The sequence below is a fragment of the Vreelandella zhuhanensis genome (genome assembly GCF_009793355.1).
Taxonomy (GTDB): Bacteria; Pseudomonadota; Gammaproteobacteria; order Pseudomonadales; family Halomonadaceae; genus Vreelandella; species Vreelandella zhuhanensis.
The window spans coordinates 243,738-262,893 of sequence record NZ_WTKP01000005.1 but is presented as its reverse complement, the minus strand read 5'-3'; the positions used below and the strand labels follow the sequence as shown (position 1 = coordinate 262,893).

Annotated in this window: 19 protein-coding genes; 14 read left to right on the top strand and 5 right to left on the bottom strand. The window is 56.6% G+C overall.

Annotation, left to right across the window (positions count from 1 at the left end):
• The first annotated feature begins 16 nt into the window (after nt 1-16).
• The 3 genes from mpl to GPM19_RS09145 are packed head-to-tail and all read left to right on the top strand — an operon-like array spanning nt 17 to nt 2,728.
• Nucleotides 17-1,420 (top strand): UDP-N-acetylmuramate:L-alanyl-gamma-D-glutamyl-meso-diaminopimelate ligase, encoded by a 1,404-nt coding sequence (mpl, locus tag GPM19_RS09155; RefSeq protein WP_160418728.1) that lies wholly within the window; start codon nt 17-19, stop codon nt 1,418-1,420.
• Nucleotides 1,410-2,108, top strand: coding sequence for a flavin prenyltransferase UbiX (locus tag GPM19_RS09150; RefSeq protein WP_160418727.1), 699 nt, complete (start codon nt 1,410-1,412; stop codon nt 2,106-2,108). Before mpl ends, GPM19_RS09150 begins: the two co-directional genes overlap by 11 nt.
• Entirely contained in the window at nt 2,105-2,728 is a 624-nt protein-coding gene (locus GPM19_RS09145) for a LysE family translocator (protein WP_202114766.1), read from the top strand. The genes GPM19_RS09150 and GPM19_RS09145 overlap by 4 nt, the downstream gene beginning before the upstream one ends.
• A 4-nt stretch (nt 2,729-2,732) precedes the next feature.
• On the opposite strand, the gene GPM19_RS09140 is transcribed toward GPM19_RS09145, so the two are convergent.
• From GPM19_RS09140 to GPM19_RS09130, 3 genes are read right to left on the bottom strand one after another with little or no spacing between them, the layout of a single operon-like run.
• Nucleotides 2,733-4,130 (bottom strand): bifunctional DedA family/phosphatase PAP2 family protein, encoded by a 1,398-nt coding sequence (locus GPM19_RS09140; RefSeq protein ID WP_160418726.1) that lies wholly within the window; start codon nt 4,128-4,130, stop codon nt 2,733-2,735.
• A gap of 46 nt (nt 4,131-4,176) precedes the next feature.
• On the bottom strand, nt 4,177-5,112 hold the full coding sequence (locus tag GPM19_RS09135) for a diguanylate cyclase domain-containing protein (RefSeq protein WP_160418725.1): 936 nt from the start codon (nt 5,110-5,112) through the stop codon (nt 4,177-4,179).
• A complete protein-coding gene (locus GPM19_RS09130; protein ID WP_160418724.1) occupies nt 5,109-5,978 on the bottom strand; it encodes a hypothetical protein in 870 nt (289 codons plus the stop codon). Before GPM19_RS09130 ends, GPM19_RS09135 begins: the two co-directional genes overlap by 4 nt.
• Nucleotides 5,979-6,254: 276 nt before the next feature.
• Between GPM19_RS09130 and GPM19_RS09125 the strand changes: the two genes are divergently transcribed.
• The 11 genes from GPM19_RS09125 to lipB all read left to right on the top strand — a co-directional run bounded on the left by GPM19_RS09125 (nt 6,255) and on the right by lipB (nt 16,699).
• Nucleotides 6,255-7,493: a glutamate-5-semialdehyde dehydrogenase gene (locus GPM19_RS09125; RefSeq protein WP_371829357.1), complete on the top strand. Its 1,239-nt coding sequence runs from the start codon at nt 6,255-6,257 to the stop codon at nt 7,491-7,493.
• Between the two features lie 12 nt (nt 7,494-7,505).
• The gene (gene nadD / locus GPM19_RS09120; protein ID WP_160418722.1) at nt 7,506-8,171 is read left to right on the top strand and encodes a nicotinate-nucleotide adenylyltransferase; all 666 of its coding nucleotides are present in this window, start codon (nt 7,506-7,508) and stop codon (nt 8,169-8,171) included.
• Nucleotides 8,172-8,282: 111 nt separating this feature from the next.
• A complete protein-coding gene (gene rsfS / locus GPM19_RS09115) occupies nt 8,283-8,648 on the top strand; it encodes a ribosome silencing factor (RefSeq protein WP_160418721.1) in 366 nt (121 codons plus the stop codon).
• Complete coding sequence (gene rlmH / locus GPM19_RS09110) at nt 8,648-9,115, top strand: 23S rRNA (pseudouridine(1915)-N(3))-methyltransferase RlmH (RefSeq protein WP_160418720.1); 468 nt, start codon at nt 8,648-8,650, stop codon at nt 9,113-9,115. Before rsfS ends, rlmH begins: the two co-directional genes overlap by 1 nt.
• A gap of 50 nt (nt 9,116-9,165) precedes the next feature.
• Nucleotides 9,166-11,052, top strand: coding sequence for a penicillin-binding protein 2 (mrdA, locus tag GPM19_RS09105; protein WP_160418719.1), 1,887 nt, complete (start codon nt 9,166-9,168; stop codon nt 11,050-11,052).
• On the top strand, nt 11,053-12,213 hold the full coding sequence (gene rodA, locus GPM19_RS09100) for a rod shape-determining protein RodA (protein WP_160418718.1): 1,161 nt from the start codon (nt 11,053-11,055) through the stop codon (nt 12,211-12,213).
• 46 nt (nt 12,214-12,259) lie between these two features.
• On the top strand, nt 12,260-13,318 hold the full coding sequence (gene mltB, locus GPM19_RS09095; RefSeq protein ID WP_371829354.1) for a lytic murein transglycosylase B: 1,059 nt from the start codon (nt 12,260-12,262) through the stop codon (nt 13,316-13,318).
• Complete coding sequence (locus tag GPM19_RS09090; RefSeq protein ID WP_227842294.1) at nt 13,315-14,316, top strand: septal ring lytic transglycosylase RlpA family protein; 1,002 nt, start codon at nt 13,315-13,317, stop codon at nt 14,314-14,316. The genes mltB and GPM19_RS09090 overlap by 4 nt, the downstream gene beginning before the upstream one ends.
• 117 nt (nt 14,317-14,433) lie before the next feature.
• Nucleotides 14,434-15,615, top strand: a complete 1,182-nt coding sequence (locus GPM19_RS09085) for a D-alanyl-D-alanine carboxypeptidase family protein (protein WP_371829356.1) — start codon at nt 14,434-14,436, stop codon at nt 15,613-15,615.
• A 74-nt stretch (nt 15,616-15,689) separates the two neighbouring features.
• On the top strand, nt 15,690-15,998 hold the full coding sequence (locus tag GPM19_RS09080; RefSeq protein WP_160418716.1) for an HP0495 family protein: 309 nt from the start codon (nt 15,690-15,692) through the stop codon (nt 15,996-15,998).
• The gene (lipB, locus tag GPM19_RS09075) at nt 15,998-16,699 is read left to right on the top strand and encodes a lipoyl(octanoyl) transferase LipB (RefSeq protein WP_160418715.1); all 702 of its coding nucleotides are present in this window, start codon (nt 15,998-16,000) and stop codon (nt 16,697-16,699) included. The genes GPM19_RS09080 and lipB overlap by 1 nt, the downstream gene beginning before the upstream one ends.
• 17 nt (nt 16,700-16,716) lie before the next feature.
• Here the strand turns inward: lipB and lipA are convergent, their stop codons facing one another.
• The gene (gene lipA, locus GPM19_RS09070; RefSeq protein ID WP_160418714.1) at nt 16,717-17,784 is read right to left on the bottom strand and encodes a lipoyl synthase; all 1,068 of its coding nucleotides are present in this window, start codon (nt 17,782-17,784) and stop codon (nt 16,717-16,719) included.
• A gap of 197 nt (nt 17,785-17,981) precedes the next feature.
• Nucleotides 17,982-18,968, bottom strand: a complete 987-nt coding sequence (locus tag GPM19_RS09065) for a LysR substrate-binding domain-containing protein (RefSeq protein ID WP_160418713.1) — start codon at nt 18,966-18,968, stop codon at nt 17,982-17,984.
• Nucleotides 18,969-19,156 lie beyond the last annotated feature (188 nt).

Below are 19,156 nucleotides of genomic sequence, written 5' to 3'. Positions count from 1 at the left end.
CAGGGGTTTAACCTTCATGCATCTTCATATCATCGGGATTTGCGGCACCTTCATGGGTAGCCTGGCATTACTGGCACGCGAACTTGGCCTGGAAGTCAGTGGCTCTGACGCCAACGTCTATCCCCCCATGAGTACGCAATTGGCTGAGGCGGGTATCGTTCTGCATGAAGGCTACCAGGCGGAAAACCTTGTGCCTGTGCCGGATCAGGTCGTGGTGGGTAATGCGCTTTCCAGGGGCAATCCCGAAGTGGAAGCACTTTTGAACAGCGGCCTTGCATATAGTTCCGGGCCGCAGTGGTTGGCGGAAAAAGTGCTGCCGGGACGCAAGGTAATCGCTCTGGCGGGTACCCATGGCAAGACCACCACGGCTAGCTTGCTTGCCTGGTTGCTGGAATCGGCAGGGCTTAATCCCGGCTTTCTGATTGGTGGAGTGCCGCGTAACTTCGGGGTTTCCGCGCGGCTGGGAGAAGCCGGCAGTCCTTTTGTTGTGGAAGCCGATGAGTACGATACGGCATTTTTCGACAAGCGTTCCAAGTTCGTGCATTACCGACCCACCATCGCGGTGCTCAATAACCTGGAATTCGATCATGCCGATATCTTCGAGGATTTGGCGGCAATCGAACGGCAATTTCATCATTTGGTACGAACGGTTCCGAGCAACGGGAAGTTGCTGGTGGCCGATGAACAGCCGGCACTCGAGCGGGTGCTGGCTCAGGGGGTCTGGACACCTGTCGAGCATTTCGGTACCCAGCCGCAAAGCTCTTGGCGATTGGTGCTGGAGCGTGACGATGCCAGCCGTTTTCAGGTGATTCATGAGAGCGCCCAGAGCGTCAGGGGTGGCGAGGATGCGGTGGTGGACTGGTCATTGACCGGCGAGCACAACGCACGCAATGCCTTGGCGGCATTGGCGGCGGCGCATGCCTGCGGCGTGGACCTGGCGCGCGGCTGCGCGGCACTTTCACGTTTTGAAACCCCGCGGCGGCGCCAGGAAATACGCGGCGAAGTCAACGGGATTCAGGTGATCGACGATTTCGCGCATCATCCCACCGCGATAGCCGCCACCTTGCAGGGACTGCGCGCGGCGACACCGAAAGGGCGGCTGCTGGCGGTCATCGAACCACGCTCCAACACGATGCGTCTGGGCGCGCTGCGTGACCGTCTGAGTGGCAGTGTGGCGCTTGCCGACCAAGTGTTCTGGTATCAGCCACCGGGGCTCGACTGGTCGTTGGCGGATGTCATTGCCCAACAGACTCAGGCGGCGGCATTGCATGATCAAATCAATGAACTGGTAGTAGCAGTGACGGCGGCTGCCAAACCGCTGGACCGTATCGTGGTGATGTCCAACGGCGCTTTCGGGGGCGTCCATGAATTATTGCTGCAGGCACTGAGGACTCGTTATAAGGACACGCATGACCATTGATTCTGTTTCAAGCTCCGGCTCCAGCCCCAGCGCTGTTTCAGGTGCTGGCATAAGTACTGGCTTCCGCCCACCGATCACGGTCGCCTTGACCGGTGCCTCCGGCGCCCAGTACGGCCTGCGTTTGATCGACATACTGGTGGCATCCGGCCATGAAGTCTGGGTAATGATCTCCAAGGCTGCGCACATGGTGATTGCCACCGAAATGGAGATATCGCTGCCTGCACAGCCCGAGCGGCTGGCTCAAGCACTGTCTGAGCGCAGTAACGCTGCAGCAGGACAGATCCGTTGTTTCGGTCGAGAAGACTGGATGGCGCCGGTGGCTTCGGGGTCGGGAGCTTCTTCAGCCATGGTGGTGTGTCCTTGCTCGACGGGCACGCTTTCCGCGGTGGCCTGCGGTGCAAGCAATAACCTGATCGAACGTGCTGCTGATGTGGCGATCAAGGAGCGACGTCAGCTGATCATGGTACCGCGAGAGACGCCGTTTTCGGCGATTCATCTGGAGCACATGCTGACCTTGAGCCGCTTGGGCGTGGTGATTCTGCCTGCAGCACCCGGTTTCTATCATCGTCCTCAAGGTGTGGATGACCTGATCGATTTTATCGTCGCCAGAATCCTCAACCAGTTAGGCATTCAGCATGCCTTGATGCCACGCTGGGGCGAAACGGCTGGTTCGGTGCCACGCTCATGATGTCCTGGGCGATGGTGACTGTGTTCGTGCCGACGTTCCTGTTGGTGTCGCTGACCCCGGGCATGTGCATGACCCTGGCGATGGTGCTTGGCATGACGCAAGGGGTCAAACGGACCTTATGGATGATGATCGGTGAGCTGGCCGGGGTAGGGTTGGTGGCCACGGCGGCCGGTGCCGGTGTGGCGGCATTGATGTTGCGTCAGCCGGAACTGTTTGCTTTGTTCAAGTGGGTGGGCGGGGCTTATCTGGGTTATCTCGGGGTAATGATGTGGCGCTCGCGCGGGCGCATGGCGATCCCGCTGGAGGTAGAGGTTGCCGCTCCCGCCGGGCGCGTTCAACTTGCCTTGCAAGGCTTTCTTACCGCCGTGGCCAACCCCAAGGGGTGGGCATTCTTCATGGTATTGCTGCCGCCTTTTCTCGACGCTTCACGGCCGCTGGCCAAGCAATTGGTGGTATTGATCGGCGTAATCCTGACCATAGAATTTTTCAGTATGCTGGTATACGCGACGGGTGGAAGTACCTTGCGCAAGCTATTGGGGGAAAGCAGCAACGTTCGCCTGCTCAACCGTATCGCCGGGGCCTTGATGGTAGGGGTCGGATTATGGCTGGCGCTGGGCTAGGGCGTTAAACCGGCGACAGCAACACTACCCGGGCGCTTACCAGCACCAGGGACGCCACCGTCAATGCCTGCCAAGGGCAGGGGCTAAGCGATCGGCGGGGGCGGCTTTGCCAGTTGAGCTGCACCAAGGCGCAGACCACTAACCCCAGCAGGGCGCCGCCCACCAAGTCACTGAACCAGTGCACGCCCAGCACCAGGCGGGAAAGTGCCATCGGCAAGACCAGCGCCAGTGCCACCCAATATATCCAGAAACGCTTGTGGTGAGGCAGTTCCGCGGCGATGAACGCTGCCGCCAGGCCGAAAAGCACCACGGCTGTGGAGCTATGTGCGCTGGGGTAGGCTAGCGAGCCTGTCAGGTAATCGGGCGTTTCGGGGCGCGGTCTTGCAAAGAAGTTCTTGCCCCAAGTGTTCAATAGGGCAATGCCGCCCAGTGCGGCTAGCCAGTGCAACAGAGCGGCGATGTGGCGTCTGGCCAGTAACCATAGTCCCCAGGGAAGAAAGAGTGCCAGAACACCGTACTTGTCACCGATGCTCGCCATGATTTGGCTTAGCTGAGTCAAAAAAGGTGTTTGCAGTGCCATCACCAGCTGTTGCAGCTGAGTATCCATGGGCATGGGGCCATGGTGGGAAATCACCAATAATGTCCAGCCCGAGAGGGCGCCGAGAGAAACCACCAGCAATAGCGTAGAAGCCAAGGGTACTTCGCCGCTGTGGCTCATGGCGAGCCAGGGGCGACGCAGCAACGGTGCCCTGCGGGCAACGCCCGCCATCAGACGATACAGGCGCCCCTCCCGCGCCAATTGTGCACGGCCCCAGGAAAATACCACAGCCAGCCCCACCACGATCAGGGCGAACGTGATCAGCCAGGTTTCAAATCCTGGAGGGAAGTCCAGTAATTGTTTCCAGGTACGCCCGAGCAAATAGCCTGGCAAGACGTAAGCCGGCGCCCAAAGGGCTGCCGAGGCCAGGTTGGCCCAGATAAAAGTGAGAGGCCGCATGTGCAGCATCCCGGCAATCAGGGGAATCACCGGGCGCACTGGCCCTATGAAACGACCGAAAAACACTGAAAAGGGGCCGTAACGCTGAAAGAAACGTGCCCCGCGCGCCAACCATTCCGGATGGTGCGAAAGCGGCCATAATCGAGTGACCCTTTCACGCTGAAGATATCCCAGGCCGAAGCTTGCACCATCGCCGATCACCGCGCCAATGAACGCCACGCCGATAACCCAGGCCAAGGCCAATTCCTGATGGCCTGCCAGTGAAGCGGCAGCAGTTATCAGCACCACGCCGGGGACCAGTAGCCCCACCAACGCCAGCGATTCCACCAGCGCAATCAATAGCAGCAGCAGTAATAATAAAGCAGGGGATGGGGTGAGTTGATACAGCGCATCGGCAAGCGACACAGGCGGTTTCCTTGAATGGGTGAGTCAGAAAAGGAGGGTTAACGTATCAAGTGTGTTCAATAAGAGCGTCGGCACGCGCTTGAAGTCGTTTCAGGTAGCGCTCAAACAGCTCCTGCCGAGAAGGTAAGCAGGCGGCGATACGCACCTCAAGCGGTCCGGTTTCCACCAGTACTCGCTGTGAAAGCGAGTGTTGCAGGCGTTCCCGCACCAGCAGTGCGCCACTTTCGCTGGTGTCTGGTAATACCAGCCAGAAGGTGGTGGGGCCGGCTCGGCCGAGAATATCATGTTCACGACAACTGCCGTACACATCCGTACATAAAGCCTCGAGCAAGGCCAGGCGAGCACGATTGCCAAATTGCTCACCGGCCATGTCCAGTTGCGGAAGGAGAATGACCAGGACGGCGAGCTGCTGGTTCAGCATGGTGGCGCGTTGATATTCGCTGCGTAAGCGTTCATTGAGTGTGTCTATATGAAACGCATCACATTCACTGTCGTTTGGGTCGGTAGCGCGCAGTAACGCTCGGCGGCGTACGTGCTCACCACGTGGCAAGGCCAGCAGTAACACCAGCGTCAGATAACCCCAAGCCGTATCCCAGCCTAACTGTGAACCCAGCGGTAACCAGTACCAGACCGGGATCATGCCCAAACTGATGATAAAGGCCGCCCATAGCGGTAGCAGCAGAAAGGTAGCGGTGATGGGCAAGCCTACCCAGATGATGGTGGTCTCGGGGCGTTGATGCAGAGCGAAGATCACCAGCAGGAAAGTGCAACCGAGCGCCAGCACCCGGGGTGAATACGCCTGCAATCCTTGTCCTAGATGCAGCAGAAGGGTAGCCAACATGATCAGCGTCACGAAGGCGGGCAGCAATAATCGGTGGTACTCACCCATGGCGTAAAGCCAGAGAGTATAAACGGTTATCAAGAGTAAACTAAGGCAATAGGCCAGGGTCATCAGACGCCCGGAAAAGCGGTGTTGGGTCATAATATATCCTCTGCCGAAGGTGCCGACGAGAGGAGAAGAGATGCTTGACATAATGATGCCAGGCTCAAGGATTGCGGCTCTACCTCCATCAGAGGGTAGCGTTGACTTACTATCGTGTCGGGTAAGGGGGCAAGTAAAAGAATACGTCGCGTTGCAGCTTCCTGGGGCGAAGGTGCCAGCAATAAGGTAGCAAGCGTGGTGCCATCCAGCCGGTAGACATTTTCGAAATCATAGGTTAGCTCGCTTAGCTTGCGTGCAATGGACCATAGTTGATGACGTTTGACTTGTAGCACTAACAACTCACCATGCACGCTTTCTCGCTCACAGCGAACCTGTTCACGAGGCAGGTCGCGCAGTAGCTGTTCGCCGGGCCAAAGGTTGTAGCCTGGAATCAAGCGCAAGCGTTGACGAATCGCGCCATTCATGTTCGTCATCTGGCGAGCTCGAGAGAGAGCCAGTAGCGTCAATACACCCAGCGATGCTACCAACAGTGCCCAAGTGGGAATGCCAAGGGTGGGCTTGACGATCAATAGACTGATGGAAGCGGCCCCGAGATTAAAGGCTAATGCCCAGGTAGGCTGGGGTAGCATCAATATGGCGACCCAGGCCCATACCAATATCGCATGTCGCTCCGGTGCAACGCTGATCAATGCCATCAGTAGAAGGCCCGGGAAAAGCTGCCAAGGTAATCCCCGAGAGCGGCGATGGCTGAATTCGAGCAGTAATGCCATCACCAGCAACCAGCCCACGCTCAGCCACAATAAAGCTGCCGCCTGAGGCATCGCGGTCTGGGTCCAGAAAGCCATGGTCGCCGCGGCGGCAAGCAGATTGCCGCGCAGCAGGCTGATTTTGTACTTGCTCTGCATGGTGCCTTACTATTCGTTGAGATGATTGTTAGTGCTGACGTATTTGCGATAATGGGCGATGCGTTGAGGTAACGCTTTATGATGCTGCTGGTCAGCTACGCCATGCCGGCATTGTGAAAGTATCCTGATAACGCAGCGAGCCTAAGGATACCGTATGCTGACGTATATCACTTTACTTGTTTAGGCGTAACCACGCACGGAGAGGGCATGAGCGTTCCAATATCATCGAAAGAGTATGAAGCCAATGAAGCCGCATCGGTGGAAGTGGCCACGTATATGCACTCAGTTGGCCAGGCGGCCCGTAAGGCAGCATCCACCCTGCGTCGGTGCGATACAGGCACCAAGAATGCCGCCTTGTTGGCCATGGCCGAGCAACTTGACCAAGCGCGCCAGACGGTGCTGGCTGCGAATGCGCGTGATATGCAGCGTGGCCGGGAAAATGGCTTGGACGCAGCCCTCCTTGACCGCTTGGTGCTTGATGACACGCGCATCGATGCCATGCTGGAAGGGCTGCGTCAGGTGACGGCCTTGCCTGACCCGGTGGGTGAAATCGATGGTTTGCAATCGCGCCCCAGCGGCATTCAAGTCGGCAAGATGCGGGTCCCCTTGGGCGTTATCGGCATCATCTACGAGTCTCGGCCAAACGTGACCATGGAAGCGGCCAGCCTGTGCCTGAAATCCGGAAATGCCTGTATTCTGCGCGGTGGCTCGGAAGCCTGTGATTCCAATGCGGCTATCGGTGCCTGCATTCAGGCCGGCCTTGTGGATGCCGGTTTAGCGGAAAGCTCTGTTCAGGTGGTGGCGACTACCGATCGTGCCGCAGTGGGCGAATTGATCAGCATGCCTGAATTCGTCGATGTGATTATTCCGCGTGGCGGCAAGTCATTGATCGAACGTGTTTCGCGTGATGCCCGGGTGCCGGTGATCAAGCACCTGGACGGTGTCTGTCATGTTTACATCGATGCCACGGCGGACAAGGCCAAAGCCATGGCAATTGCGGTGAACGCCAAGACCCACCGTTATGGCACCTGCAATACCATGGAAACGCTGTTGCTGGATGCCTCGATTGCCGATGATATGCTGCCTGCCCTGGCTGCAGCCTATGCCGACCATCACGTGGAGCTGCGTGGCTGCGAACGTACCCGAGCCATCTTGCCCGATGTGGGCGTGGCCACGGAAGACGACTGGCATGCCGAATACCTGGCGCCAATATTGGCGGTCAAGGTGGTCGATGGTATCGATGCGGCGATGGTGCATATCGAGCGTTACGGTTCCCATCATACCGATGCCATCGTCACCGACCATTACGGGCTTGCCCGGCGCTTCATGGCGGAAGTGGATTCCAGTTCAGTGATCGTCAACGCTTCGACTCGTTTTGCCGATGGCTTCGAATATGGCCTAGGCGCGGAAATCGGTATTTCCACGGATAAACTGCACGCCCGAGGACCGGTAGGCCTGCAAGGCTTGACCACACAGAAATACGTGGTGTTCGGTGATGGCCAGGTACGTCAATAGTCAGGAATGCCCATGAATAGCTGTCAGCCGACCTTTCAGCGTATCGGCATGCTGGGGGGGACATTCGACCCGGTGCATCTGGGTCATTTACGCAGCGCCGTAGAACTTCACGAAGCGCTGGGGCTTGAACGGTTGCACATGATACCCGCCCCGCAGCCTCCACTGCGCGGCGAACCTCGGGTGGCCCCCCAAACACGCCTGGCGTTGTTGCAGGCGGGCATCGGGGATACGCCGGGGTTGGTGGCGGATGATCGTGAGCTGCGCCGGGCCGGGCCTTCTTACAGTGCCGATACGCTGGCTGAATTGCGTGACCAGTATGGCGACCAGGCAAGGTTGGTGATGGTAGTAGGCCATGATGCCTTTCTCAAGCTGGCTCAATGGCATGCGCCGCAACGTCTGTTCGAGCTGGCGCATGTGGTGGTGATCGATCGCCCCGGCTACAACGATCCTCTTCCTGAGGGTTTGAGGGAACTGCTGGGTGAAAGGGAAGTCGATAGTGTGTCGGAATTGATGAAGCGTGCTAAAGGGAGCCTGTTACGTTTGAGCTTGCCCTCGCGCATGGCGATTTCGGCAACCGGCATTCGGCATCGACTGGCCGCAAGCCAAAGTGTGCGTTACCTGGTGCCGGAAGCCGTCGAACGACTGATCATCCAGAAAGCGCTGTATCGAGATGAATAAATTGTCGATCGGAACGGCTAAACCGTCGATAGCGCTGGCAGCCACGCCATAAGCCGTTACAATGGCCGGCTCGATTCTGTCAGTTATCTCAGGGGTTGTAATTCAGGAGTTATGCACATCGAAACACTCAAGTTATTAGCGATTGATGCGCTGGAAGAACTCAAGGCGCGAGATGTCTCGCAGCTGGATGTTTCCAGCCTTACCGATGTTACCGATTTGATGGTGATTGCCAGTGGTACCTCTACCCGTCATGTCGCCGCACTGGCTGAAAACGTGGTGGAAAAGGCCAAGGAGCAAGGGCTGCGGCCCAAGGGCGTGGAAGGCGGGCCTAATGCAGATTGGGTCTTGGTCGATCTGGGGGATATCGTGGTTCACATCATGCTTCCAGAAGCGCGCCAGCTGTATGACCTGGAACGGTTATGGGCGGATCTGCCCGCGGATAGCTCACTAGCCGCGCTGGAACAGACGCCGACCTGATGAAGATTCGCTTGTTGGCGGTGGGTACCCGTATGCCCGCTTGGGTAGATGAGGGCGTCGAGACTTACCGCAAACGGTTGCCACGGGATTTTAGCCTGGAAATTGAAGAAATCGCGCTGGGGCAGCGGGGCAAGAATGCCGACATTCCTCGAGCTGTCAATCAAGAAGCCGGGCGTATCCGTGACAAATTACGCGGTAATGAGCACTGCGTGGCGCTGGAAGTAAAGGGGAAACCCTGGAGCACTGAGCAGCTGGCTCGAGAAGCGGGCGAGTGGCGGATGCAAGGGCGTGACGTTGTATTGCTGGTGGGAGGGCCGGATGGTTTAGCGCCTGAACTTTCCACTCAAGCGGATCAGCATTGGTCGTTGTCGTCGTTGACGTTACCGCACCCGCTGGTCAGGATCATGTTGGCCGAACAACTTTATCGTGCCTGGACATTGCTGGTCGGCCATCCCTACCATCGTTAAATTACCCGTTTGCCTATATTTGACTATCTCATCGAGGTTGGCTTGCCGTCATGCGTGAGCGTCGTGACACGCTGAAAAATCCAGAGCAGGAGCAGCGCATCTTCCGGATGCGTTCGTTGCTGGCAGTGCTGGTGGTGACAGTGTTGACCGGCCTGTTGACGGCCCGCCTGGCCTATCTGCAGGTGGTGCAACACGATATGTACAGCACGCGTTCGGAAAGCAATCGTGTACGTATCGAGCCGCTGCCGCCTACCCGTGGATTGATATACGACCGTAACGGTGTCTTGTTGGCGGAAAACCGCCCTACCTATAATTTGACGCTGGTACGCGAGCGAGTGGAGGATCTGGATGCCACGCTTGAGCTGTTGGTGGAATTGCTGGAGCTTTCCGAGGAAGAAGTCGCAGCGTTTCACGTTCGTTCACGCCAGCGCCAACGACCGTTTCAACCGGCGCTGTTGACCGGTGATCTGAACGAAGATCAGATTGCCCGTCTAGCGGTCAATCGCCATCGCTTGCCTGGGGTGGAAGTGGAGGCCCAGTTACTGCGTTACTATCCGGATGCCGAGATCATGGCCCATGCCTTGGGCTATGTGGGACGGATCAATACCGACGAACTCAAAGTGCTGGATCCGGGGCGTTATGCAGGGACCCACTTCATCGGTAAAACCGGTATTGAGCGTTTCTATGAAGATGCGTTACACGGCGAGGCGGGGCTGCGCAAGGTGGAAGCCAATGCGCGAGGCCGTGTGTTACGTGAGCTGAGCCGAACGGCCCCGGTGCCGGGAAAAAATCTGACGTTAACCCTGGATAAATCGCTTCAGAAACTGGCCTATGAGTTGCTTGATGGCCGGCGTGGCTCGATCGTGGCACTGGCCCCGCAGAGTGGCGAAATATTGGCGCTAGCTTCAGCGCCGGGCTTTGACAGTAACCAGTTCGTTACCGGGATAGACGTTGCCTCCTATCGCGCCTTGCAGCAAGACCTTGATCTGCCGTTATTCAACCGTGCCATTCGCGGTCGCTACCCACCGGGCTCCACAATCAAGCCATTTCTGGCAATGGCCGGCTTGGCGGAAGGCGTCATTACGCCGGACCGTCCTATACACGACCCCGGTTATTACCAATTGCCCAATGATTCAAGGCGTTATCGAAACTGGCTGCGCTGGGGGCATGGCCGGGTGGACATGGAACGCTCACTTGCAGTCTCCAATAACACCTACTATTACACCTTGGCCCATGACCTGGGCATCGATCGCTTGCACGAGAACATGCGAGCCTTTGGTTTTGGCCAACAGGTCGCCCATGATGTCCAGGGCGAAAGTGCAGCGCTGATGCCCTCCCGCGAGTGGAAGCGAGCACGTTTCAGTCAGCCATGGTATCCCGGAGAAACATTATCGGTAGGCATCGGCCAAGGCTATTGGCAAGTGACCCCGCTGCAATTAGCCAGTGCCACCGCGACACTTGCCAATCGCGGCCAGTGGGTCAAGCCGCGCCTGGCTCGACGAGTCGGCGATACGACGATGCCGCTTGAATTGCCGCATACGTTAGCTGATATCGAGCTTAGTAATACCGATTGGTGGGACCGTATCTTCAATGGCATGGAAAAAGTCCTTAGCGGTAATGAAGGGACGGCACGCCGTACCGGGGTAGGGCTTGAATACCGTATGGGAGGCAAGTCTGGCACCGCCCAGGTGTTCTCGCTGGGCAAGGATCAACGCTATGATGCCGACGAGCTTCGGGAGCGGTTGCGCGACCATGCTTTGTTCATAGGGTTTGCTCCTCTGGATGACCCTCAGATTGCCGTCGCGGTGATAGTTGAAAATGCCGGGGGAGGAAGTACCCACGCCGCTCATCTGGCGCGCGCCATGACCGACGCCTGGTTGCTTGAGCCGGAAGACAGCCAGCTCAACCTCGACGCCTTGCTCGAGGGAGAACTGTAAATGAGCATTATGCATTTGACGCGACGCTGGCGCGGTTACTCTGTGCGCCCCCCGGACAGTGGCATTGCCCGACGCAAGAGTCTTTGGGAGCGTATGCATGTCGACCCCTGGTTGCTGGGAATGCTACTGCTGCTGATGGGTGCTGGCTTGCTGGTGCTTTACAGCGCCTCGGGTCAAAGTATCGACGTGGTGATTGCCCAAGGCACCCGCTTTGGCGTTGCCTTGGTGGTGATGGCGGTGTTGGCTCAATTCTCCGTGGTTACCTTTTTACGTTGGGCGCCGCTTGCCTATGGGGTCGGGCTGGCCATGCTGGTTGCCGTTGAATTGTTCGGTGACGTGGGAATGGGCGCCAAGCGCTGGCTGGTGATTCCCGGTGTTATTCGCTTTCAACCTTCGGAAATGATGAAACTGGCGGTACCTATGATGGTCGCGGCGTACTTGAGCCGCCGCCAGTTGCCGCCCCGCCTGCGTGATCTGGCTGTATGCGCCATATTGATTGCCGTGCCGGTGGTGCTGATCGCCACTCAACCCGACTTGGGTACGTCATTGTTGGTCACCAGTGCGGCAGTGATTGTGATAGTGCTCGCCGGGCTTTCCTGGAAACTGATCATGTTTGCCATGGCGATGGCCGGGGCCGCCTTGCCGGTGCTGTGGATGAATATGCATAACTACCAGCGCCAACGGGTATTGACGTTTCTCAATCCGGAAAGCGATCCTCTAGGATCCGGTTGGAATATCATGCAATCGACCACGGCGATCGGCAGCGGTGGCCTGTTGGGCAAAGGTTGGCTGGAGGGTACGCAATCGCAGCTGGAGTTTTTGCCCGAGCGTCATACTGATTTCATCATCGCGGTGCTTGGTGAAGAATTCGGCCTGGTGGGAATGCTGTTACTGCTCGCGCTTTACGTAATGATCGTCAGCCGTGGGTTATGGCTGGCAAACTATGCTCAAGATACATTCGGGCGTCTCTTGGCGGGCTCTATCATCTTGACGTTTTTTATCTATGTGTTCGTCAACGTAGGAATGGTCAGCGGCATATTGCCAGTGGTGGGGGTCCCGTTACCTCTGGTGAGTTACGGTGGCACCTCAAGCGTGACCTTGATGGCCGGTTTCGGTATCCTCATGTCGATCCAAGCCCATCGCCGGTTACTACCGCGTTAACGGCCACTAACCACATGTATCAGCGAATTCCAGGAGTGGTGAGGACATGACTATGGCCGCACGCAAGGCGACCGCCGGCTTGGCTTCGATAGTGCTGGGGGGGCTTCTGCTTACCTCCGTCAGCGCTGCGAATCCGTCTTCGGAACAGCGACACTTTCATCCTGAGGTCCACACACAGGCCGCCGACTTGGTCGAGGAATTATCAGAGCGCGGTCTTTCGCGAGAATGGCTAACCGCCACTCTGAACAAGGCCGAATTCACCCAGGGTGTGTTGGATGCCATGGCGGGAGCCGCTGAGAGGCGGCTGGGCTGGCATGAATATCGAGCTATTTTTCTAATCCCTGAGCGTATTGATGCCGGGGTGGCTTTCATTGATAGCCATACCGATGCAATGAGCCGAGCGCAAACCGACTATGGGGTGCCGGCGGAAATAATTGCCGCGATTATCGGGGTGGAAACCTATTATGGTCGTCATACCGGGCGTCACCGAGTGTTGGATTCGCTGGCTACGCTAGCGTTTCATCACCCTGTGCGTGGTGGTTTCTTTCGCGGTGAGCTCAGTGCCTTTCTGGAGCTCACTCATGAGCAGGGCGTGGCGCCGGAAAGCTTGAAAGGCTCCTACGCCGGAGCCATGGGCTACCCGCAGTTCATTCCCACCAGTTATCAGGCGTATGCGGTAGATTTTGATGACGACGGCTTGCGCGATCTGTGGCGTAACCCGGTGGATGCGATCGGTAGTGTCGCCAACTATTTCAGCGAACATGGCTGGCAGCCGGGCGCACCTGTTTATCATGAGGCCAATGGCCCCGAAAACCTGGTTGAGGGCATCGAATTCAATCAGACGTCACGGCCGTACGTCACGCTCGAGGCGTTGCGCGCTGCGGGTATCGAACCCGCTGCTGCACAAGGGGACGCACCCAGGATCATGAAAGCCGATCAGAAGGTCATTCCGCTGGCATTGGAGATGGCGGATGAGAGCTATCGCTATCGGCTCGCGCATGACAATTTCTATGTCATCACGCGCTATAATCACAGCCACCTCTATGCGATGGCAGTGACCGAACTGTCCGAAGCGATTGCTGAACAACGTGGGGAAACACCATGAGCGAGCGGCGTATTCATGAACGGCGACCGTCAGCAATGGCGTTGGCCAGTATGCTGGTGCTGGGATTGTTGAGTGGCTGTGCCGGCCAAGATGTTCAGCAGCCGGAGCGCCAGGCATCCGATTCCCTGCGTCAAACCGGCTCTGACGCGGCTACGTCTTCCACGGAGCGTTACGCCATGAGTGGGGACGCCTATCCGATGGCGCCACCGGATGTTTCGCAAGTGCCGAATGCTGAGCCGCGTATCGAAGCGCCGTCTCGGGCAGGTAATCGTTCAAGCTATGAAGTGTGGGGCAAGACCTACCAGGTATTACCTGATGCTCGCGACTACCAGCGGCGTGGTACCGCCTCCTGGTACGGCGAAAAATTCCATGGTTATGCCACTTCCAATGGTGAAATATACGACATGTACAAAATGTCGGCAGCCCATCGCTCCTTGCCCTTGCCTACCTTTGCTCGGGTCACTAGTCTGGACAATGGTCGCTCGGTGATAGTACGTGTCAATGATCGGGGACCGTTTCATAGTGACCGAGAAATCGATTTATCCTATGCGGCAGCGGCACGCCTGGGCTTTCTGGATGCCGGCACCGGTGCCGTGGAAGTGGAAACCATCGACCCTGAGCGTTGGTTGGCCGAACGGGGACGTAGCGCCGCTGATGTCTCGGCGACTCAGGCTGATTCAGTGGCTAGGGCACCGGCAAATCCTCAACCTGGCACCGCGTCGCAAGTTACTGAAAAAGCTGCTGCAAACGGCATCGAAAAAAGCCCTGTAGAAAGTACTGATGAAATGTATCTGCAAATTGCGGCATTGGGCTCCCCGGAGAGTGCGCGTGAACTCAGAGAGCGCCTGGAAAATGAGCTCTCGTATCCGGTTCGGATCACAAGCGATGCCGACGTGCATCGCGTACAGGTGGGGCCGGTCGATGATGAAAACAGCATGGTGCCGCTACGTGAAGCACTGCGCCAAGCCGGTTTTCCGCAAGTTTTTGTAGTGCAATAATAGCCGGAATACAACCTTGAGAAGCGATGAAGTCTCATCGCCGACTTTTACCCGTTTTTCTGAATCAATTTTGCTGTAAATGCCAATGAGATCCTGTCGATGAATGCCTTGAAGTCTATGCTCCGTTTGCGCTTGCTACCCTGCTTAATGTGCCTGGTATTGGTTACACCTCATGCCATGGCCCAGGTCATTCCTCAGCCCCAGACCATGATCCCTGCGGCACCTCAGCTTGCGGCAAGTTCGTGGATTCTGATGGATGCCAACAGTGGTCGAGTTTTGGCGCAACACAATCCGGATGAACGCCTGCCTCCCGCCAGTCTCACCAAGCTGATGACCGCCTATCTGGTGGAACACGAACTGGATCGTGGCACTATCAAGCTGGATGACATGGTCAATATCAGTGAGCGTGCCTGGCGCACCGGTGGCTCGAAGATGTTTATCGAAGTCGGTAACAAGGTGGCTATCCGTGATCTGCTGCATGGTATTGTCATCGTCTCGGGAAACGACGCCAGTGTGGCCATGGCCGAACACCTGGCCGGTGGTGAAGTGCCTTTTTCCGACTTGATGAACCAGCATGCCACCCGTCTGGACATGCATAACACCAATTTCGTCAATGCCACGGGTCTTCCTGGAGAAGATCATTACTCCACGGCACGTGATATGGCGCTTTTATCACAGCACATCATCAATGACTATCCCGAACACTATGCCATGTATTCTGAGCGTAACTACACCTATAGCGATATCAGCCAACCTAACCGTAACCGATTGTTGTGGCGTGACCCCAGCGTAGACGGCTTGAAAACCGGTTGGACCAATGAAGCGGGTTACTGCCTGGTGGCCTCGGCCAAGCGCGAGGACATGCGCTTGATTTCCGTGGTGATGGGAACTAACTCCGAAGAAGCGCGTGCCCAAGAAACCCAGAAACTCTTGAGTTACGGCTTTCGCTATTACGAAACGCTCAAGTTGTATGATCGGGGCGCAGTATTGACTACCCCCCGGATATGGGGTGGCAGTGTGAACGAGTTGCGTGTGGGCGTGGATGACGATGTTCACATGACCTTGCCACGTAATCGCGATGCCGAGCTGACAGCTCGCTTGAACTTGGATTCAGAGCTGAATGCTCCGATTGGTTTAGGCGATACCGTCGGTACACTGGAGGTTCGTCTGGGTGATGAGATAATTGGCGAGCGGTCATTGGTGGCGCTTGAGGATGTGGAAGAAGGCGGCCTTTTCAAACGTTTGCTGGATCAAGTCAGACGCTTTTTCAGTGGGCTGCTGGGCCGCTTCTTCGATTAATGCCATGTTCGGCCTGTTGAGGTAAGAGAGATCAGGCCCGTTGATTATTTCTCTCTTCATGGAGCGTCTTTATCATGAAAAAAGGGCTACGAGACCTGCGCCAGCCAGCTACGGCGGCACCGGCGGAAAAACCTGAAATCGTTTTTCCCTGTGATTATCCCATCAAGGTGGTGGGAAATGCCGCCGATGACTTTGCCGCTACGGTATGCCAGATAGTCATTCAACATGCGCCGGAATTCGATGCCACCGAGATGCAGGTGGTGGATAGCCGTAACGGTCGTTTTCAATCGGTTCGTATTACGATTCGTGCTACTGGAGAAAAGCAGCTGAAACAGTTGTTTTTAGATTTGAAGGCCACTGGTCGTGTGCATATGGTGCTGTGATGAATGATGAGGACCTCGGCTCGGCTCCCATCAATATGTACGTTTTGGGGCGTCAGCCTTATTTGCCGGTATGGCAGGCCATGCGCGAACTGACCGATAGGCGTGATGCGGCGACGCCGGATCAGTTTTGGCTAGTCGAACATGAGCCGGTATTCACGCAAGGCCAGGCAGGCAAGCCGGAGCACCTGTTGATGCCGGGAGATATTCCCGTGGTGCAGACCGACCGGGGAGGTCAGGTGACCTATCATGGGCCAGGACAGGTGGTACTTTATCCCTTGTTGGATGTGCGTCGGGCGCGTATCGGTGTAAGAGCGTTGGTTTCAGCCCTGGAGAATGCCGTGATTGCGGTATTGGCGGGGTACGGTGTTTCTGCACTCGCCCGGCCTGATGCACCGGGTGTGTATGTCGCAGGCAACCACGACCATGAAGAACAGGCCAAGATCGCCTCACTGGGATTGCGCATTCGTCGGGGTGCCAGCTTCCATGGCGTGGCCCTCAATGTGAATGGGAGCCTTGAGCCCTTTATGCGGATCAATCCGTGTGGTTATGCAGGAATGAGCATGACTCGTCTGGCTGACATGACGGACGAGCCATTGGATATCGATAGGGTAGGCGAGCAGCTTGCACGGTGTCTGGCCGATGAGCTAGGGCGTATCATTCAAATTGAAAAAAACACGCCCTTTATAGAGCCGGCTGTTTAGTGCTCTAGTCGTTGTCCTTAGCCAAGGCTTTTGGCAGGAATTCGGTTGGAATCGGTTGTTTGCCCAGGGATTTCAACTGCGGATGCCAGCCCCAGATTGTTCTTCTCGAATACCCGGTCGGCACGGTAGCTAGAGCGTACCAGCGGGCCTGAAGGTACTTCCATGAAGCCTTTTTCAAGCCCCAACTGGCGATAGCGTTCAAACTCTTCGGGGGTGACCCAGCGCTCGACCGCCAAGTGATTCTTGGTGGGGCGTAGGTATTGCCCGAGAGTGACGATATCTACGCCAATGTCACGCAGATCATCAAATGTCTGAAGAATTTCCTCTTCGGTTTCGCCCAAGCCCAGCATCAGGCTGGTCTTGGTGACAATGTCGGGGCGATGCCGCTTGGCGTGGGCGAGAACGTCAAGTGTCTTGCGGTAGCCGGCGCGTGGGTCTCGCACGCGACGTGTCAAGCGTTCTACGGTTTCCACGTTCTGGGCAAAGACTTCCAGGCCTGAATCTACTACCTGCTCAATGGCGCTATGCTCACCATCGAAATCAGGCGTCAGTGCTTCCACCACTACATGGGGAGTGAGGGCCTTGATGGCACGAATACAGTTGGAGTAGTGGGTAGCCCCGCCATCGTCAAGGTCATCACGGTCGACCGAGGTCAAGACGATATAACGCAGCCCCATGAGCTCTACCGACTTGGCGGTATTTTCCGGCTCCTCAAGGTCCAGCCAGCCTTTGGGATTTCCGGTATCCACGGCACAGAAGCGACATGCCCGGGTGCATACCGAGCCCATCAGCATGATGGTGGCAGTACCATTGCTCCAGCATTCGCCCATGTTGGGGCAATGCGATTCTGCACAAACGGTACTCAGGCGATGAGTGGCGACATTTTTCTTGACTGCCTCAAAGCGCTCCCCCGCAGGAATCTGCGCGCGCAACCATTTGGGTTTGCGTTCAAGGGCCGCAGGCTCGGGTGTCTTTTCATGTTCAGCCGGCTTGCGCTGTTTCATGCCGTCCTTGATCACCGTCATGCCGTGTTCGTTGTGGAATTTTTCGCCACTTGGCACGCGCTGTGAAGTGCTGTCGCTCATAAAAGGTGAGCCTCTCTACTTGGCGGCTGACAAGATTTAGAGGGCGAAACTGCGCTTGGCTGTTTGTTCGACAAGGGCATTGCACAACCTCGAAAGCCTGCAGATTGATACGTACGAATAACCCTTAATGTATCATAATCACTACTTAAGTGGACACAAGACACGCAGTAAAGCCATGGTTTTTCGCTGATCGGCCGTTATGAAGAAAGCATGGGCAGGCAGGCAACACCATGGCTGGGAAGGGGGCTCGAGGGGGCACGAAAATGCGCTTGATAATCGCTTAGGTGCTCCCGTACGAAGCGTACAAAAACTTCGGTAACTGGCGTGGGAAAACGTTCACGGGAATACACCATGCACCATGAGCGGCGAATCGGGAAATCCGGCAATATCAATTCGTAAAGTAACCCCTGTTCCAGCTCCAGCTGTACCGCCAAACGTGGCAGTACGGCTACTCCCAGATGCGCCATGACCCCTTGCTTTATGGCCTCGTTGGTTCCCATTTCGATGCAATGAGACAGCGTGACGTTTTGTGCGGCGGCGATCTGTTCGAAGGCATTGCGTACCCCCGAGCCCGGTTCGCGCATCAGCACATAATGCCGGGCAAAATCGATCAAGCGAGGAGCCGGGGCATATAAAAGGGGATGTTCGGGCCACACAACGGCAATCAATTCATTGTCCAGGATTGGCATGACCACCAGTTGGTCGTCTTCCGGAACCATGGCCATGATCACCAGATCGTCATGTTGATCCACCAGTCTCTCTAGCGCTTGGCTACGATTGCAGACTTTCAAGCGCAGTTTTACCTCAGGGTAGTGGGCGCGAAAGCGTGCAAGAAGGTAGGGCACCACATATTGGGCCGATGAGACAGCAGCTAGGTTGAGCTCACCGGTGATCTTGCCGCTCATGTCGGAAAGATTCATCTGAAGGCGCGACAACTGACCGAAAATTTCACGGGTGGAGCCTGCCAAGGTGTCAGCGGCCGGAAGTACATGTAGCGTCTTTCCTGCATACTTGAACAGTGGCTGGCCAAGTGCCTGCTCTAACTGGCGAACCTGGGCGCTGACGGCTGGCTGGCTTAACCCGAGTTGCTCGGCCGCACGCGAGTAAGAACGTTGACGATGGACGGCCTGAAACACCTGAAGCTGACGAAACGTCAGACGGTTTAGCAACTTGGGTGATGACATGAACGTCCTCGGCCAGCAAAGTAGTGCATATGGATCAGTGCGAATAGATCTATATAGATAGGGCTGGACCAATAGACCTGTACGTTAAACATAAGCTAAATGTTAACACTGAATGCCCACATCTGCGCTTTTCACCGACCCTAATACGCTGTAAGCGGTAGCCTACTAAGTTGAAAAAAATCGAAGAA

Excerpts from the sequence above, each read along its gene's own strand:
- mpl (WP_160418728.1), top strand. The coding sequence starts at position 17 with ATGCATCTTCATATCATCGGGATTTGCGGCACCTTCATGGGTAGCCTG.
- GPM19_RS09150 (WP_160418727.1), top strand. The coding sequence starts at position 1,410 with ATGACCATTGATTCTGTTTCAAGCTCCGGCTCCAGCCCCAGCGCTGTT.
- GPM19_RS09145 (WP_202114766.1), top strand. The coding sequence starts at position 2,105 with ATGATGTCCTGGGCGATGGTGACTGTGTTCGTGCCGACGTTCCTGTTG.
- GPM19_RS09135 (WP_160418725.1), bottom strand. The coding sequence starts at position 5,112 with ATGACCCAACACCGCTTTTCCGGGCGTCTGATGACCCTGGCCTATTGC.
- GPM19_RS09130 (WP_160418724.1), bottom strand. The coding sequence starts at position 5,978 with ATGCAGAGCAAGTACAAAATCAGCCTGCTGCGCGGCAATCTGCTTGCC.
- GPM19_RS09125 (WP_371829357.1), top strand. The coding sequence starts at position 6,255 with ATGCACTCAGTTGGCCAGGCGGCCCGTAAGGCAGCATCCACCCTGCGT.
- nadD (WP_160418722.1), top strand. The coding sequence starts at position 7,506 with ATGAATAGCTGTCAGCCGACCTTTCAGCGTATCGGCATGCTGGGGGGG.
- rsfS (WP_160418721.1), top strand. The coding sequence starts at position 8,283 with ATGCACATCGAAACACTCAAGTTATTAGCGATTGATGCGCTGGAAGAA.
- rlmH (WP_160418720.1), top strand. The coding sequence starts at position 8,648 with ATGAAGATTCGCTTGTTGGCGGTGGGTACCCGTATGCCCGCTTGGGTA.
- mrdA (WP_160418719.1), top strand. The coding sequence starts at position 9,166 with ATGCGTGAGCGTCGTGACACGCTGAAAAATCCAGAGCAGGAGCAGCGC.
- rodA (WP_160418718.1), top strand. The coding sequence starts at position 11,053 with ATGAGCATTATGCATTTGACGCGACGCTGGCGCGGTTACTCTGTGCGC.
- mltB (WP_371829354.1), top strand. The coding sequence starts at position 12,260 with ATGACTATGGCCGCACGCAAGGCGACCGCCGGCTTGGCTTCGATAGTG.
- GPM19_RS09090 (WP_227842294.1), top strand. The coding sequence starts at position 13,315 with ATGAGCGAGCGGCGTATTCATGAACGGCGACCGTCAGCAATGGCGTTG.
- GPM19_RS09085 (WP_371829356.1), top strand. The coding sequence starts at position 14,434 with ATGCTCCGTTTGCGCTTGCTACCCTGCTTAATGTGCCTGGTATTGGTT.
- GPM19_RS09080 (WP_160418716.1), top strand. The coding sequence starts at position 15,690 with ATGAAAAAAGGGCTACGAGACCTGCGCCAGCCAGCTACGGCGGCACCG.
- lipB (WP_160418715.1), top strand. The coding sequence starts at position 15,998 with ATGAATGATGAGGACCTCGGCTCGGCTCCCATCAATATGTACGTTTTG.
- lipA (WP_160418714.1), bottom strand. The coding sequence starts at position 17,784 with ATGAGCGACAGCACTTCACAGCGCGTGCCAAGTGGCGAAAAATTCCAC.
- GPM19_RS09065 (WP_160418713.1), bottom strand. The coding sequence starts at position 18,968 with ATGTCATCACCCAAGTTGCTAAACCGTCTGACGTTTCGTCAGCTTCAG.